A 15,663-nucleotide genomic window follows, 5' to 3' on the forward strand; every position below is an offset into this window, starting at 1 on the left:
GTCGGGCCGGACGGCCGGCCTCAGGCCAGCTCGACGAGCTCGAGCAGGTCGTCGCTCCAGGCGTCCTCGTCGCCGTCGGGCAGCAGGATCGCCCGGTCCGGCCGCAGCGCCTGCACCGCGCCCGGGTCGTGGGTGACCAGCACGATCGCGCCGGGGAACCGGGAGATCGCGTCCAGCACCTGCTCCCGGCTGATCGGGTCGAGGTTGTTCGTCGGCTCGTCCAGCAGCAGCACGTTGGCGCCCGAGGTGACCAGAGTGGCCAGCGCCAGCCGGGTCTTCTCGCCACCGGAGAGCACGCCGGCCGGTTTGTCCACGTCGTCACCGGAGAACAGGAACGCACCGAGGATCTTGCGCAGGTCGGTGTCGGTCTGCTTGCCGCCGTTGGCCGAGTCGGCGGTGCGCATGTGCTCCAGTACGGACCGGTCGACGTCGAGGGTCTCGTGTTCCTGCGCGTAGTAACCGATCCGCAGGCCGTGCCCGGGGACCAGCTCGCCGGTGTCGGGCTGCTCGTACCCGCCGATCAACCGCAGCAGCGTGGTCTTACCGGCACCGTTGAGACCGAGGATGACCACCCGGGACCCGCGGTCGACGTTCACGTCGACGTCGACGAACACCTCCAGCGACCCATACGACTTGGACAGGCCGCGGGCGGTCAGCGGAACCTTGCCGCACGGCGCCGGGTTCGGGAACCGGACCTTGGCCACCTTGTCGGCGACCCGGACCTCCTCCAGCCCGGACAGCAGCTTCTCCGCCCGGCGGGCCATGTTCTGCGCGGCGGTCGCCTTGGTCGCCTTGGCGCCGAGCTTCGCCGCCTGCGCCTGCAGCGCGCCGGCCTTGCGCTCGGCGTTGGCCCGCTCCCGGCGCCGGCGGCGCTCGTCGGTCTCCCGCTGCTCCTGGTACTTCTTCCAGCCCATGTTGTACGCGTCGACCACCGAGCGGTTCGCGTCCAGGTACCAGACCTTGTTGACCACGTCGGCGAGCAGCTCGACGTCGTGGCTGATCACGATCAGGCCGCCCTTGTGCCCGGACAGGAAGCCGCGCAGCCAGGTGATCGAATCCGCGTCCAGGTGGTTGGTCGGCTCGTCCAGCAGCAGCGTGCCGCCGGATGCCCCCTCGGAGAACAGGATCCGGGCCAGCTCGATGCGCCGGCGCTGCCCGCCGGACAGGGTGCGCAGCGGCTGGGCCAGCGAACGGTCCGGCAGCGCCAGGTTCGCGCAGATCCGGGCCGCCTCGGCCTCCGCCGCGTACCCGCCGAGCGCGGCGAACCGGTCCTCCAGGTTGCCGTACCGGCGAACCAGCTTGTCGCGCTGACCGTCGTCGGCCGCCTCGGCCAGCGCGGTCTGCAGCTTGGCCATCTCGGTCAGCAGCGTGTCCAGGCCGCGGGCGGACAGCACCCGGTCCCGGCCGGTCACGTCCAGGTCACCGGTGCGTGGGTCCTGCGGCAGGTAGCCGATCGGGCCGCGGCGATCCACCGAGCCCGCGTATGGGGTGCCCTCGCCGGCGAGCACCTTCAGCGTGGTGGTCTTGCCGGCACCGTTGCGGCCGACCAGGCCGATCCGGTCACCGGGTTGCACCCGCAGCGCGGTGTCGGACAGCAGAATGCGTGATCCGGCACGCAGTTCCAGACCGGAAACGGTGATCATGGGATGACGCTGCCTCTCTGAGGGAAAGGGGACCGACCGCGGGCACACGAAAGCACCGGCTGAGCGATCTCAGTCGGTGCTGGGCTGGTCAGTCTTCGCAGAGGAGCACCCGACAAGTGTAGCGGAGCACCGCGGGCGGCCCGCCAGTGATTTACGCCAAGCCGACCCGTCGCCACCAGGCCCGTGTGCATCGGCAGGGACCCGGTTCTTCTCCCAGGTGGTCCGCATCAGTCCCCCGGCTCGGTGAGCCGGATCCGGACCTCGCGGTACCGCCGGGCCACCTCGACCAGCGTCGCACGCCGCGGCTCCGGCACGTCCGGCAGTTCCACCCGGGGCAGCGCGGCGACCGGCCGCAGCCGCGGATCGTCGAGTACCGCGCTCAGCAGCGCCCGGTCCCCGCCCAGGACCAACCCGGACAGGGTCGGCTCGGACGACAGCAGCCGGGCGGCATGGTCCGCGGCGGCCTCCGTCGACTCGCGGGTCTGCTTGTCCCGGCGCCGGGCGAACCGCTGCTGCGACCAGCCGCCCGCGGCGGTACGGCCCTGCACGTACCGGGTGTCCACCTTCGAGGTGACCAGCCGGTCGCCGTCGGCGACGCCGACCGCGTGCGCGCCGCGGCGGACCAGCAGCAGGCCGACCCGGCGCGTCGCGACCGCGGCGGCGACCAGCGCGGCGACCCCGGCACCGGACGTCCCGGCGGAATCCGCACCGAGCACCGAGGCACCATCGGTGCCGGTCCTATCCGCACCGAGCGCCGAGGCACCGTCGGTGCTGGACGTCCCGGCGGGACCCGCACCGAGCACCGGGGCGGTGGTGCCGGGTTCATCCCCGGTCGCGGGCTCGGCCGGCCAGCCGAACGGCAGGTGGCACTCGGCGCGGGCGCCGTCCGGCGCCGAAGCGACCGCACCGTCCGGAATCCTCGACCAGGCCAGCGGGGCGCCGTGCCGGTCGGCGAAGCCGTCCAGCCAGCGCGGGAGGCGGGCCGGGTCGAGCGGGATCCACCGGCCGCCGCCGGCCGCCGGACGTGGTTTCGGCACCGCGACCTCCCGACACGCCGATCCGGCGATCTTCGCTTCCTGCCCGCCGACGGTACGCGATCCTGAAGGCGTGGCCGACACCACGAGCGGGACCGAGCTGGCCGATCGGGTACTGGACCGGCTCGACACCCTGTACGAGCCGGCCCGCGACGAGACGCGGGCGGCCGCGATGACCAGGTACATGCGCGGCGAGTTCCCGTTCCTGGGCATCCCGGCGCCGCGGCAACGGCTGCTGGCCCGGCAGGCCATCGGCACCCTGCCGCGGCCATCGGAGCCCGACCTGGTGGCCGTCGCCGTCGCCTGCTGGGACCGGGCGGAGCGGGAGTACCAGTACTTCGCCTGCGGGTACCTGCGCCGCTACGTGCGGGTGTGCTCCGCCTCGTTCGCGCCCACGGTGCAGCAGCTGATCACCACGAAGTCGTGGTGGGACACGGTCGACCCGCTCGCCGCGCACGTGGTGGGTGGCCTCGTGGCGCGGCACCCGCGGCTGGTCTCGCTGATGGACCGGTGGGCACTGTCCGACAACCGCTGGCTGGTCCGCAGCGCGCTGCTGCACCAGCTGCACTACCGGGAGAGCACCGACCCGAAGCGGCTGTTCCGGTACTGCACCGAGCAGTCCACGCATCCGGACTTCTTCGTCCGCAAGGCGATCGGCTGGGCGCTCCGGGAGTACGCGAAGACCGACCCGGGCGCGGTCCGCCGGTACGTGTCGGCGCACCGCGGTCGGATGTCGCCGCTGTCGGTGCGCGAGGCCCTCAAGCACCTCGCCGGCTGACCGCGCGCCGGTCCGGCCGGGCCGCACACACCGGGACCCGGCCCGCACGATGGCGAACCGGGTCCCGGGCGGCACTCAGACGTTGAAGCCGAGCGAGCGCAGCTGCTCGCGGCCATCGTCGGTGATCTTGTCGGGGCCCCACGGCGGGATCCACACCCAGTTGATCCGAACGCCGCCGACCAGCGGACTCGGCCCGCCGCACAGCGCCTGCTGCGCCTGGTCCTCGATCACGTCGGTCAGTGGGCAGGCCGCAGAGGTCAGCGTCATGTCCACGATCGCGGTGTTCTCGTCGTCCACGTACAACCCGTAGACCAGCCCGAGGTCGACCACGTTGATGCCGAGTTCCGGGTCGACGACGTCCCGGAGCGCCTCCTCGACGTCCTCGATCTTCGCCTTGGCACCGGCGTCGGCCGGCGGGTCGGCCGGGGCCGGCGGCTGCGCCTGCTCGGCGGGCTCCGGTTCGGTCGCGCCGGCCAGCCCGGCCGGGTCGACCGTGCGCGTCTGTTGCTCGCTCATCAGTTGCCTCCTGCGGTTTCCGCGGTGGCCCGCGCGGCGGCGTCCTTGAACGCCATCCAGGACAGTAGTGCGCACTTGACCCGGGCCGGGTACCGCGCGACGCCGGCGAACGCGACCGCGTCCTCCAGCAGTTCCTCGTCCGGCTCGACCTGCCCGCGGCCGGTCATCAGCTCGTTGAACGCCTCGTGCAGCCGCAGCGCCTCGTCCAGGGTGCGACCCGACACCAGGTCGTGCAGCACGCTCGCGGACGCCTGGCTGATCGAGCAACCCATCCCGTCGTACGACACGTCCGACACCCGGGCCTTGTCGCCGTCGCCGGTCAGGTGCACTCGGACGGTCATCTCGTCACCACAGGTCGGGTTGACGTGATGCGCCTCGGCCACGTGCGGGGCGCTCTCCCCGGCCGCGTCCGGCTCCCGCAGGCCACGGCCGTGCGGATGCTTGTAGTGGTCCAGGATGATCTCCTGGTAGAGCGAGTCAAGCTGCATCTCGGGTCATGATCCTCGGGTCGGTCTGGTCGGGTGAGACACGCTCAGGAAAACAGCTTCCGGACGCTGCCAATTCCTCGGACCAGCGCGTCGATCTCCTCGGTCGTCGTGTACAGGTAGAACGAGGCACGGGTGACCGCAGGAACGCCGAAGCGGGCACAGGTGGGCCGGGCGCAGCCGTGACCCACCCGAACCGCGACGCCCTCGGCGTCCAGCACCTGCCCCACGTCGTGCGGGTGGATGCCGTCCAGCGCGAACGAGATCGTACCGCCGCGGCCGACCGGGACCTCCGGCCCGAAGATCCGCAGCCCCGGGATCTCGGTGAGCGCGTCCAGCGCGTACGCGGTGAGCTCCTTCTCGTGCCAGCGCACCGCGTCCATGCCGATCGAGGTCAGGTAGTCGACCGCCGCACCGAGCCCGATCGCCTGCGCGATCGGCGGCGTACCGGCCTCGAACCGCGCCGGCGGCGGGGCGAAGGTGGAGCCCTCCATCTTCACCGTCTCGATCATCTCGCCACCGCCCAGGAACGGCGGCATCGCGTCGAGCAGCTCCGCGCGGCCCCACAACGCCCCGATGCCGGTCGGGCCGCACATCTTGTGCCCGGTGAAGGCGAGGAAGTCGACGTCCAGGTCGGTCACGTCGACCGGCGAGTGCGGGACCGCCTGCGAGGCGTCCAGCATCACCAGCGCGCCGACCTCGTGCGCCCGGCGAACGATCTCGGCGACCGGGTTGATCGTGCCGAGGATGTTCGACTGCAGCACGTACGAGACGATCTTGGTCTTCTCGTTCACCAGCTCGTCCAGGTTGGACGTGTCGAGCCGGCCGTTGTCGGTGATGCCGAACCAGCGCAGCGTCGCGCCGGTGCGCTGGCACAGCAGCTGCCACGGCACGATGTTCGAGTGGTGCTCCATCTCGGAGATCACCACCTCGTCGCCCGGGCCCAACCGGAACCGCGGATCGACGTCCGCACCGGCGTGCCCGAACGAGTACGCGACCAGGTTCATCGCCTCGGACGAGTTCTTGGTGAACACGACCTCGCCGGCGGTGCTGGCGCCGATGAACCGGGCGATCTTCGCCCGGGCCCCCTCGTACGCGTCGGTGGCCTCGGTACCGAGCGTGTGCACGGCCCGGGCCACATTGGCGTTGTGGTGCTCGTAATGGTCGGCGAGCACCTCCAGCACCTGGCGCGGTTTCTGCGAGGTGTTGGCCGAGTCGAGGTAGACCAGCGGGTGACCGTCGATCTCCCGGGTCAGGATCGGGAAGTCGGCCCGCACCTTCGCCACGTCGAAGCGCGGCACGTCGGTGTACGCCGGCATGCCGCCATGCCGGCCCGCTGCGCGCGTGTCGCTGGTCATCTCGATCATCGCCTATGCACCCACCTTGTTGACGAACCGCTCGTAGCCGGACGCTTCCAGGTCCTCGGCGAGCTCCTTGCCACCCTCCTCGACGATGCGCCCGGCGACGAACACGTGCACGAAGTCGGGCTGCACGTACCGCAGGATCCGGGTGTAGTGGGTGATCACCACCAGACCGGTCGAGCCGGCGTCCTTGACCCGGTTGATGCCCTGGCTGACCTCGCGCAGCGCGTCGATGTCCAGGCCGGAGTCGGTCTCGTCCAGGATCGCCATCTTCGGCTTGAGCAGTTCCAGCTGCACGATCTCGTGCCGCTTCTTCTCGCCGCCGGAGAACCCCTCGTTGACGTTGCGCTCGGCGAACGCCGGGTCCATGCCCAGCTTCTCCATCGAGGTGCGCAGCTCCTTGACCCAGGTGCGCAGCTTCGGTGCCTCGCCGTCGATCGCGGTCTTCGCGGTGCGCAGGAAGTTCGCCACCGACACGCCCGGCACCTCGACCGGGTACTGCATGGCGAGGAACAGGCCGGCCCGGGCGCGCGCGTCGACGCTCATCGACAGCACGTCCTCGCCGTCCAGCGTCACGCTGCCGCTGGTGATCTTGTACTTCGGGTGGCCGGCGATCGCGTACGCGGTCGTCGACTTGCCCGAGCCGTTCGGGCCCATGATCGCGTGCGTCTCCCCGGACCGGATGGTCAGGTCGACGCCGTGCAGGATCGGCTTCAACTCGTCCTCGGACACCTGCACCGATGCGTGCAGGTCGCGGATCTCCAGAACGCTCACGTCAGTCCTTGCTCTTTCGTCGTTCGGCCGCTGTCGGCCGTATCACGTCGCCGGCTTCCGCCGGCCAGGTAACGCCGGCCGCCCGCCGGCCGGGTTCACTTCTTCGGTTCGGGGCACACGTAGATGTCGTCGTCGCGGATCTCGACCGGGTAGACCGGCACCGGTTCGGTGGCCGGCAGCCCGGTCGGCGCACCGGTCCGCAGGTCGAAGCGGGAGCCGTGCAGCCAGCACTCCAGGGTGCAGCCCTCGATCTCCCCCTCGCTCAGCGGCACCTCGGCGTGCGAGCACACGTCGCGGATCGCGTACACCTCGCCGTTGTCGGTGTGCACCACCGCGATCGGCTCGTCGTCGATGTCGACGTGCACCGCGGTGCCCTTCTCGATCTCGTCGAGGCCACAGATGCGCAGGAAGTCGGCCATCTCAGGCACCGGCCTTGCTCAGCCGCTGGTCGATCTCGCCCTCCAGCCGCTCGCGCAGCTCGCCGGCCGGGATCTTCTCCAGCAGTTCGACGAAGAAGCCGCGGACCACCAGCCGCCGCGCGGACAGCTCGTCGATGCCACGCGACATCAGATAGAACAGGTGCTCGTCCTCGAACCGACCGGTGGCGCTGGCGTGCCCGGCGCCGACGATCTCGCCGGTCTCGATCTCCAGGTTCGGCACCGAGTCGGCCCGCGCACCGTCGGTGAGCACCAGGTTCCGGTTCACCTCGTACGTGTCGGTGCCGGTGGCGTTCGCCCCGATCAGCACGTCGCCGACCCAGACGGTGTGCGCGTCGACGCCCTGCAGCGCGCCGCGGTAGGTGACCCGGCTGCGGCAGTCGTTCACCTGGTGCTCGACGAACTGCCGGTGCTCCAGGTGCTGCCCGCCGTCGGCGAAGTAGACCCCGTAGGCCTCCAGGTCACCGCCCGGGCCCGCGTACTCCACCGAGACGTACTGCCGGACCAGGTCGCCGCCGAGGTTGACCGCGATGTGCACGGCGCGGGCGTCGCGGCCCAGCCGCAGCTTCTGGTGCTGTGCCTGCACCGCATCGCCGGCCCAGTCGGCCACCCACACCAGGGTCAGCCGGGCGCCGTCGCCGACCACCACCTCGACGTTGTCGGCGTAGGTGGTGCTGCCGGTCTGGTCCACGATCAGGGTCACCTCGGCCAGCGCACCGACCTCGATGAACGTGTGCCCGAACGACGCGCCGTCGGCCCCGGTCCCGGTCAGCCGCACCGTCACCGGCTCGGCGACCACGGCCTCGCGCGCCACGTCGACCACCAGCGTCTCGGTCGACCGCTCGTAGGCCAGCGCGCTGATCCGGTCGAACGGGGTCAGCACCGAACCCTTGCGCGGCTCGTCGGCGACCCGGCGGATGGTCACCCCGGCCGGCGGCTCGTCGAACCGCGCGGCCGGCGGTGTGCCACCGTCGGCGAAGGTGTCGTCGGTCAGCCCGCGCAGCCGCTTGATCGGGGTGAACCGCCACTCCTCCTCGCGGCCGGTCACCGCCGGGAAGTCTGCCACCGCGTACGAGCGCAGTGCCTGTGCCTTGGTCTCCGCCGGCTTGGTCGCGGCCACCGCCGCCTCGCCCCCGTGGCTGTGCGGGCGCGACACGACGGGTACGTCAGTCGTCATCGTGCGAGTGTTCTCCTGCAATTCGTGGCCCGTAGGGGCTCAGCTGGTCAGCATGGGTCGCGCCGGAGGCACCGCACCCCCGGCCGGCACGGCGCGCGGCGCCGACCGGGGTATCGGACCGGTCAGCCGACGGCGCCTTCCATCTGCATCTCGATCAGCCGGTTGAGCTCCAGCGCGTACTCCATCGGCAGCTCCTTGGCGATCGGCTCGATGAAGCCGCGGACGATCATCGCCATCGCCTCGTCCTCGGTCATCCCCCGGCTCATCAGGTAGAAGAGCTGGTCCTCGCTGACCTTGGACACCGTCGCCTCGTGGCCCATCTGCACGTCGTCCTCGCGCACGTCCACGTACGGGTAGGTGTCGGACCGGGAGATCGCGTCCACCAGCAGCGCGTCGCACTTAACCGTGCTCTTGGACTGCTCGGAGCCCTCCAGCACCTGCACCAGCCCGCGGTACGAGGTGCGGCCGCCCCCGCGCGCGATCGACTTGGAGATGATCGTCGAGGACGTGTTCGGCGCCTGGTGCACCATCTTCGCGCCGGCGTCCTGGTGCTGGCCCTCGCCGGCCATCGCGACCGACAGCACCTCGCCCTTGGCGTGCTCGCCGAGCAGGTAGACCGACGGGTACTTCATCGTCACCTTGGAGCCGAGGTTGCCGTCGATCCACTCCATCGTCGCGCCCTCCTCGCAGGTGGCGCGCTTGGTGACCAGGTTGTAGACGTTGGTCGACCAGTTCTGGATGGTGGTGTAGCGGCAGCGGGCGCCCTTCTTGACGATGATCTCCACGACCGCCGAGTGCAGCGAGTCGGACTGGTAGATCGGCGCCGTGCAGCCCTCGACGTAGTGCACGTAGGCGTCCTCGTCGACGATGATCAGCGTCCGCTCGAACTGGCCCATGTTCTCGGTGTTGATCCGGAAGTAGGCCTGCAGCGGGATCTCCACGTGCACGCCCTTCGGCACGTAGATGAACGAGCCGCCGGACCACACCGCCGTGTTCAGCGCGGCGAACTTGTTGTCACCGGCCGGGATGACGGTGCCGAAGTACTCCTCGAACAGCTCCGGGTGCTCCTTGAGGCCGGTGTCGGTGTCCAGGAACAGGACGCCCTGCTCCTCCAGGTCCTCGCGGATCTTGTGGTACACGACCTCCGACTCGTACTGCGCGGCCACACCGGCGATCAGCCGCTGCTTCTCCGCCTCCGGGATACCGAGCCGGTCGTAGGTGTTCTTGATGTCCGCCGGCAGCTCGTCCCAGGTGGTCGCCTGCTTCTCGGTGGAGCGCACGAAGTACTTGATGTTGTCGAAGTCGATGCCGGACAGGTCGGCGCCCCAGTTCGGCATGGGCTTGCGGCCGAACAGCTTCAGGCCCTTGAGCCGCCGGGAGAGCATCCACTCGGGCTCGCTCTTCTTCGCCGAGATGTCGCGCACCACGGCCTCGGACAGACCACGCTTCGCCGTCGCGCCGGCCGCGTCCGAGTCGGCCCAGCCGTACTGGTAGCGGCCGATCCGCTCGAGCTCCTCGGCCTGCGCGGCCATCGGGTCGAGCACCTGCTCCGGCGCCTGGTTGGTCGTCTCTGCCGTCATCGCATCCTCACCGGATTCGGATCATCAGTGTCGGGTTCGGCCACACCGTCGGCGCGGCCTGGTGGTGCGGGTCGTTCAACCGCCGAGTGACTGGGCGGTTCGACCGTCGAGCGGTCTTCTGCTGGTGCCGGGTCCGCGAGCGTGCGGGCACGTCGCGGATCGGGTATGTAGGTGGTGCAGATCCCGTCGCCGTTGGCGATCGTGGCCAGCCGCTGCACGTGGGTGCCGACCAGGCGGCTGATCACCTGCGTCTCGGCCTCGCACAGCTGCGGGAACTCGGCCGCGACGTGCGCCACCGGGCAGTGGTGCTGGCACAGCTGGCCACCGGCGGCGAGGGCCGAGGCGCTCGCCGCGTACCCCTCGCCGGACAGCGCGCTGGCCAGCGCGTTCGCCCGGGCGAGCGGGTCGTCGCCGGCGTCCTCCATGGCCGTGCGGCAGCTGTCCTCCAGCGCCGCCACCTGCTGGGCGACGAACGCGGAGACCGCGTCGGCGCCGCCGGAGGCGTAGATCCAGCGCAGCGCGGCGGCGGCCAGGTCGTCGTAGGTGTGCGGGCCGCAGCTGCCCCGGCCGGAGTCGGTGAGCACGAACTCGCGGGCCGGCCGGCCGCGCCGGCGCCGGCCCCGGACCACCCGGTCACGGTCGGCGACCAGGCCGTCGGCGAGCATGGCGTCCAGGTGGCGGCGGATGGCGGCCGGACTGACCCCGAGCTCGGCGCCGAGCTCGGCGGCGGTCAGCGCGCCGCGCTCCAGCAGCAGCCGGGTGACCGCGTCCCGGGTGCGGCCGTCCCGGGCGCGCGCGTCACCGGCGGTGTCGCCGAGCCGACCGGACGACCGTGGCTCCGGCACACCGCCCGCGCGCGCCCCGAGATCCGGGGTCGAGCTGGCCGCGTTTTTCACAACATCAGTGTGACGTATTTCAGGGGGCCGGTGCAAACGGGGGCGGCGGTGAAACAAGACACGAAGCCGAGCCTTACCTCAATTCACGCTCATCCGCCCGCGACCAGCCCGCACACCCCGTCTACGACGCGTAGAACGTCCGCGCCTACGATGGCCGGGTGAGTCTGGAACGGGTGCGGGTCTCGGCCACCACGGTTCGCCGACTGGCCCTCACGACGGTGGCGCTCAACGTCGTCCTGGTGGTCACCGGTGGCGCGGTGCGACTGACCGGTTCCGGCCTCGGCTGCCCCACCTGGCCGAAATGTACCGATGCGTCGTACCACAACACCCCGGCGTACGGCATCCACGGCTACATCGAGTTCAGCAACCGGATGCTGACCTTCGTCCTGGTCGGCGCGGTCGTGTTGACGTTCCTCGCGGCCCTGGTGACGAACCCGCGCCGGCGCTCGCTGATCTGGCTGTCGGTGCTGTCCGGGGCGACCATCCCGGCCCAGGCGGTCATCGGCGGCATGACCGTGCTCACCGACCTCAACCCGTACGTGGTCGCCGGGCACTTCCTGTTCACCGTGCTGATCATCGCCATCGCATACTGGCTGTGGAAGCGCAGCCGGGAGGGCGACGAGCCGGCGCAGACGCTGGTCCGGTCGCCGCTGCGCGGGCTGACCATGCTGCTCGCCGCGCTGACCGTCGCGGTGCTCACCATCGGCACCGTGGTCACCGGCTCCGGGCCGCACGCCGGCGACGAGGACGCCCGGCGGACCGGGCTGGACCCGGGCATGGTGGCACAGCTGCACGCCGACTCGGTGATGCTGCTGATCGGGGCGAGCGTCGCGGCCTGGTTCGCGTTCCGGGCGACCCGCGCACCGGCCGTGGTGCAGCGGGCCGCGGTGGCGCTGGTCGCCATCGAGCTGGCGCAGGGGGTGATCGGCTTCGTGCAGTACTTCACCCACCTGCCGATCCTGCTGGTCGGGCTGCACATGGCCGGCGCCGCCGCGGTGTGGCTCGCGGCGCTGGTCCTGCTGTTCGCCACCCGCAGCCGTGGCCCGGCGCCGGAACCGGCGACGGTGACCGGCCCGGAGGTGGTTCCGCCCGGTTCGGTCCCCGCCTGAGACAACCCGGCACCGCAGGTCATCGCGACGTCGCGGTACGAATCGAGGCATCGTCACCCGGCCTGGAACACCGCGGGTGGCAACGTATAACGTGTCGGAGCCGACGGGATCGGCCGGCGACTGCCGGGACCGGGCCGCGGTGATGGCGATCGATCTGCCGGGGAGGGCGCAGGTGGCGGACGACCACAGCGGCGAGCACGTCGGTACGGGCGGGGAAGCTCGCCGGTTGGCCGGTGCGCACGTCTTGCTCACCGGGGCGACCGGCTTCCTGGGTCAGGCGACCCTGGAGAAGCTGCTGTCCGACTATCCGGACACGCGGGTCTCGGTGCTGATCCGGCGCAAGGGCAGCACGCCCGCCGCGCAGCGACTGGACAGCATGCTGCGCAAGCCGGTGTTCAACACCTGGCGCGAGCGGGTCGGCGACGAGGAGGCGGCCCGGATCGCGGCCGAACGCGTCGACGTGGTCGAGGGCGACCTGGGCGGCAACCCGCCGAGCCTGCCGGACGATCTGGACGTGGTGATTCACTGCGCGTCCACGGTGTCGTTCGACCCACCGATCGACGAGGCGTTCCGGACCAACGTGTCCGGCGTGGTCAACCTGTACCAGGCGATCGCGGCGACCGGCACCAGCCCGCACGTGGTGCACATCTCGACCGCGTACGTCGCCGGCGCCCGCAAGGGCGTGGTGCCCGAGGCGTCGCTGGATCACACCGTCGACTGGCAGACCGAGCTCGCCTCGGCGCTGGCCGCGCGCGACGAGGTGGAGCGCGACTCGCGCCGGCCGGAGGCGCTGCGCAAGGCGCTCGCCGAGGCCCGCGAGGAGCACGGCAAGGCCGGCCCGCAGTCGGCCGCGCTGGCCGCCGAGGAGGCCCGCAAGGAGTGGGTGTCCAAGCGGCTGATCGACTACGGCCGGCTGCGCGCGCAGAGCCTCGGCTGGCCGGACGTGTACACGTTCACCAAGGCGCTGGGCGAGCGCGCCGCGGAGCAGCTGTGGGCCGGCGCCGGCCACCGGCTGACCGTGGTGCGACCGGCGATCGTGGAAAGTGCCCTGAAGTACCCGTTCCCGGGGTGGATCGACGGCTTCAAGATGGCCGACCCGATCATCCTGGCGTACGGGCGGGGTGTGTTGCAGGAGTTCCCCGGCCTGCCGGACGGCGTGCTCGACGTGATCCCGGTCGACCTGGTCGTCAACGCCACGCTGGCCGCCGCGACCGCACCGACGCAGCCGGGCGAGGCACAGTACTTCCACGTCGGGTCCGGGCACTCCAACCCGCTGCCGATCCGGGAGATGTACCGGACCATCCGGGAGTACTTCGAGGCGCACCCGATGCCCGACGGCGGGCGCGGCGAGATCAAGGTGCCGCTCTGGACGTTCCCCGGCTCGCAGGCGGTCGAGCGGCTGCTGCGCACCGGCGAGCGGGCGACCGGTTTCGCCGAGTCCGCGCTGCTGAAGATGCCGGCGTCGCCGCGCACCCGCGACTGGATGACCAAGGTCCACCGCAAGCAGCGCGAGCTGGAGTTCCTGCGCAAGTACTCCGATCTCTACGGGGTGTACACCGAGGCCGAGGTCATCTACACCGACGACCGGCTGCTCGCGCTGCACGAGTCGCTGCCGGCCGACGAGCGGGAGCGGCACGGCTTCGATCCGCGCGTCATCGACTGGACCTACTACCTCGAGGACGTGCACTACCCGGCGATCACCGCGGCGATGCGGGCGATCGGGTCGCGGCCCCGCTCGCGTACCGTCGCCAAGCGCGAGACGCTGCCGGAGCGCACCGATGCGGTCGCGGTGTTCGACCTCGAGGGCACGGTCATCGCCTCGAACATGATCGAGGCGTACCTGTGGGCCCGGCTCGCCGGCCGACCGAAGTCCGGCTGGGTGGGCGAGCTGGCCGACCTGGCCACCTCGATGCCGAAGTACCTGCGCGCCGAGCGGCGCGACCGGGGCGACTTCGTCCGCACCTTCCTGCGCCGCTACGAGGGCGCCGACGAGCAGGCGCTGCGCCGGATCGTCGCGGACCGGCTCGGTGACACGCTTCTGGCCCGGGCGCTGCCGGAGGCGGTCCGGCAGATCCGCAGGCACAAGGCCGCCGGGCATCGCACGCTGCTGATCACCGGCGCGATCGACATCCTGGTCGAACCGCTGAACGGGCTGTTCGACGACATCGTGGCGAGCCGGTTGCACGTGGTGGACGGCCGGTTCACCGGCTACCTGGACGGGCCGCCGCTGGTCGGCGAGGCGCGGGCGGCGTTCCTGCGCCGCTACGCCCGGCTCAACGGGTTCGACCTCGGCAAGTCGTACGCCTACGGCGACAGCTTCTCCGACCGACCGCTGCTCGAGGCGGTCGGCAACCCGAACGCGGTCAACCCCGACCCGAAGCTGTACCGGCATGCGAAGCGGAAGAAGTGGACAGTGCGCGAGTGGGGTAAGCACACCCGCGGCCCGGTGGAGGCGCTGATGGACGGCAGTCGCGACAGCCTGCTCGCGGGCAGCTGGGGGCAGGCGGCGGTGTTGCCGACCGGGACGAGCACGACCGCGCTGCCGGGTGCGCCGGTCCGCTCGCTGCCCGCCGGCGGGTCGGAGGTGACCCGGTGATCCTGGCGCTGGAATACCACCGCTCCGCGGCCCGGTACATCGCGACCCGCACCGCGACCGGCACCAAGCTCGGCGGCCGGATGGCCGGCCTGCTCGTCGGCAACATGGCGCCGCTGCGGCTGACCAACAAGTCCGAGCCGCGCCGGCCCAGCGACGAGTGGACCCGGCTCAAGCCGCTGCTGTCCGGCATCTGCGGCTCGGACCTGGGGCTGCTGTCCGGCTCGAACTCGCCCTACCTGTCGCCGATGATCTCGACGCCGTTCGTGCCCGGGCACGAGGTCGTCGCGGAGACCATGGACGAGCTGCCCGGCCTGCCGAAGGGCAGCCGGGTGGTGATGGACCCGGTGCTGTCCTGCCGGCCGCGCGGCGTCGAGCCGTGCATCTGGTGCGCCACCGGCCGCGAGTCGCGCTGCGACCGGATCACCGGCGGCGCGGTCTCCTCCGGGTTGCAGACCGGGTTCTGCGGCGACACCGGCGGCGGCTGGAGCAAGCAGTTCGTGGCGCACGCGAGCCAGCTGCACCCGGTACCGGACGAGCTGAGCAACGAGCGCGCGGTGCTGGTCGAGCCGATCGCGTGCGCCGTGCACTCGGTCCGCCGGGTACACGTACCGGCCGGCGCCTCGGTACTGCTGATCGGCGCCGGCACGGTCGGCCTGTTCACCCTGCTGGCGCTGCGCGAGTTCACCCAGGCCGGCCCGATCTACGTCGTCGCCAAGCACCGCCACCAGCGGGAGCGCGCGCTGCAGCTGGGCGCCACCGAGGTGTTCGAGCCGAAGCGGGCGGCGCGGGCGCTGCGCCGCGCCACCGGCGGTTCGTTGCAACACCCGCAGATGGGTGCGGACTTCCTGCTCGGCGGCGCGGACATCGCGTTCGAGTGCACCGGCGGGGCCGGCGGCCTGACCTCCGCGCTGCGGATGGTGCGCGCCGGCGGCACCGTGGTCGCCTCCGGCATCCCGGCGAGCGGCGTCGACCTGACCCCGCTGTGGTACCGGGAGCTGAGCCTGGTCGGCGCCTACGCCTCCGACCACGGCGGCCCGGAGAAGGTCACCGACGACGTGCCGAACGCGGCCGAGGAGCGCACCCGCGCCGATGGCCGGGACGGCGACTTCGCCGAGGCGATGGCGCTCGCCGGAACCGCGCCGCTGGACGGTTACGTGGACGCGGTCTACTCGCTGAGCCAGTGGCGGGACGCGATCGGGCACGCCTTCGCGGCGGGCCGGCTCGGTACCGTCAAGGTCGCCTTCGCCCCGGGCCAGCAGTGACGGGGGCGGTCATGA

General features: G+C 71.6%; 13 protein-coding genes and 1 pseudogene. 4 read left to right on the forward strand and 10 right to left on the reverse strand.

The window, feature by feature from the left end:
• Positions 1 to 20 precede the first annotated feature (20 nt).
• Positions 21 to 1,643 (reverse strand): ABC-F family ATP-binding cassette domain-containing protein, encoded by a 1,623-nt coding sequence (locus tag Asera_RS24240; protein ID WP_030447513.1) that lies wholly within the window; start codon positions 1,641 to 1,643, stop codon positions 21 to 23.
• Between the two features lie 227 nt (positions 1,644 to 1,870).
• A complete protein-coding gene (locus Asera_RS24245; RefSeq protein ID WP_035297374.1) occupies positions 1,871 to 2,680 on the reverse strand; it encodes an acVLRF1 family peptidyl-tRNA hydrolase in 810 nt (269 codons plus the stop codon).
• A 70-nt stretch (positions 2,681 to 2,750) separates the two neighbouring features.
• Between Asera_RS24245 and Asera_RS24250 the strand changes: the two genes are divergently transcribed.
• Complete coding sequence (locus Asera_RS24250) at positions 2,751 to 3,455, forward strand: DNA alkylation repair protein (protein ID WP_030447515.1); 705 nt, start codon at positions 2,751 to 2,753, stop codon at positions 3,453 to 3,455.
• Positions 3,456 to 3,530: 75 nt separating this feature from the next.
• Here Asera_RS24250 and Asera_RS24255 read toward each other — a convergent pair whose 3' ends face one another.
• From Asera_RS24255 to Asera_RS24290, 8 genes and pseudogenes are all read right to left on the reverse strand, one after another.
• Positions 3,531 to 3,971, reverse strand: coding sequence for a metal-sulfur cluster assembly factor (locus Asera_RS24255; protein WP_030447516.1), 441 nt, complete (start codon positions 3,969 to 3,971; stop codon positions 3,531 to 3,533).
• Positions 3,971 to 4,459: a Fe-S cluster assembly sulfur transfer protein SufU gene (gene sufU / locus Asera_RS24260; protein WP_030447517.1), complete on the reverse strand. Its 489-nt coding sequence runs from the start codon at positions 4,457 to 4,459 to the stop codon at positions 3,971 to 3,973. The genes Asera_RS24255 and sufU overlap by 1 nt, the downstream gene beginning before the upstream one ends.
• A 44-nt stretch (positions 4,460 to 4,503) precedes the next feature.
• The gene (locus Asera_RS24265; RefSeq protein ID WP_035297478.1) at positions 4,504 to 5,814 is read right to left on the reverse strand and encodes a cysteine desulfurase; all 1,311 of its coding nucleotides are present in this window, start codon (positions 5,812 to 5,814) and stop codon (positions 4,504 to 4,506) included.
• A gap of 12 nt (positions 5,815 to 5,826) precedes the next feature.
• Positions 5,827 to 6,591: a Fe-S cluster assembly ATPase SufC gene (gene sufC, locus Asera_RS24270; protein WP_030447519.1), complete on the reverse strand. Its 765-nt coding sequence runs from the start codon at positions 6,589 to 6,591 to the stop codon at positions 5,827 to 5,829.
• A 95-nt stretch (positions 6,592 to 6,686) separates the two neighbouring features.
• On the reverse strand, positions 6,687 to 7,010 hold the full coding sequence (locus Asera_RS24275) for a non-heme iron oxygenase ferredoxin subunit (protein ID WP_030447520.1): 324 nt from the start codon (positions 7,008 to 7,010) through the stop codon (positions 6,687 to 6,689).
• A 1-nt stretch (position 7,011) separates the two neighbouring features.
• Positions 7,012 to 8,205, reverse strand: coding sequence for a Fe-S cluster assembly protein SufD (sufD, locus tag Asera_RS24280; protein ID WP_084131998.1), 1,194 nt, complete (start codon positions 8,203 to 8,205; stop codon positions 7,012 to 7,014).
• A 122-nt stretch (positions 8,206 to 8,327) separates the two neighbouring features.
• Entirely contained in the window at positions 8,328 to 9,737 is a 1,410-nt protein-coding gene (sufB, locus tag Asera_RS24285) for a Fe-S cluster assembly protein SufB (RefSeq protein WP_030447522.1), read from the reverse strand.
• A gap of 209 nt (positions 9,738 to 9,946) precedes the next feature.
• Positions 9,947 to 10,630: pseudogene (locus Asera_RS24290) on the reverse strand (helix-turn-helix transcriptional regulator); the annotation flags it as partial.
• Between the two features lie 209 nt (positions 10,631 to 10,839).
• On the opposite strand from Asera_RS24290, the gene Asera_RS24295 reads away from it, so the two are divergent.
• The 3 genes from Asera_RS24295 (at position 10,840) to Asera_RS24305 (ending at position 15,648) form a co-directional block, all read left to right on the forward strand.
• Positions 10,840 to 11,790 (forward strand): COX15/CtaA family protein, encoded by a 951-nt coding sequence (locus tag Asera_RS24295; RefSeq protein WP_035297376.1) that lies wholly within the window; start codon positions 10,840 to 10,842, stop codon positions 11,788 to 11,790.
• 91 nt (positions 11,791 to 11,881) lie between these two features.
• A complete protein-coding gene (locus tag Asera_RS24300) occupies positions 11,882 to 14,386 on the forward strand; it encodes an HAD-IB family hydrolase (protein ID WP_211255644.1) in 2,505 nt (834 codons plus the stop codon).
• Positions 14,383 to 15,648: a zinc-dependent alcohol dehydrogenase gene (locus tag Asera_RS24305; protein WP_030447526.1), complete on the forward strand. Its 1,266-nt coding sequence runs from the start codon at positions 14,383 to 14,385 to the stop codon at positions 15,646 to 15,648. The genes Asera_RS24300 and Asera_RS24305 overlap by 4 nt, the downstream gene beginning before the upstream one ends.
• Positions 15,649 to 15,663: the final 15 nt, after the last annotated feature.

This window comes from Actinocatenispora sera (assembly GCF_018324685.1).
GTDB lineage: Bacteria > Actinomycetota > Actinomycetes > Mycobacteriales > Micromonosporaceae > Actinocatenispora > Actinocatenispora sera.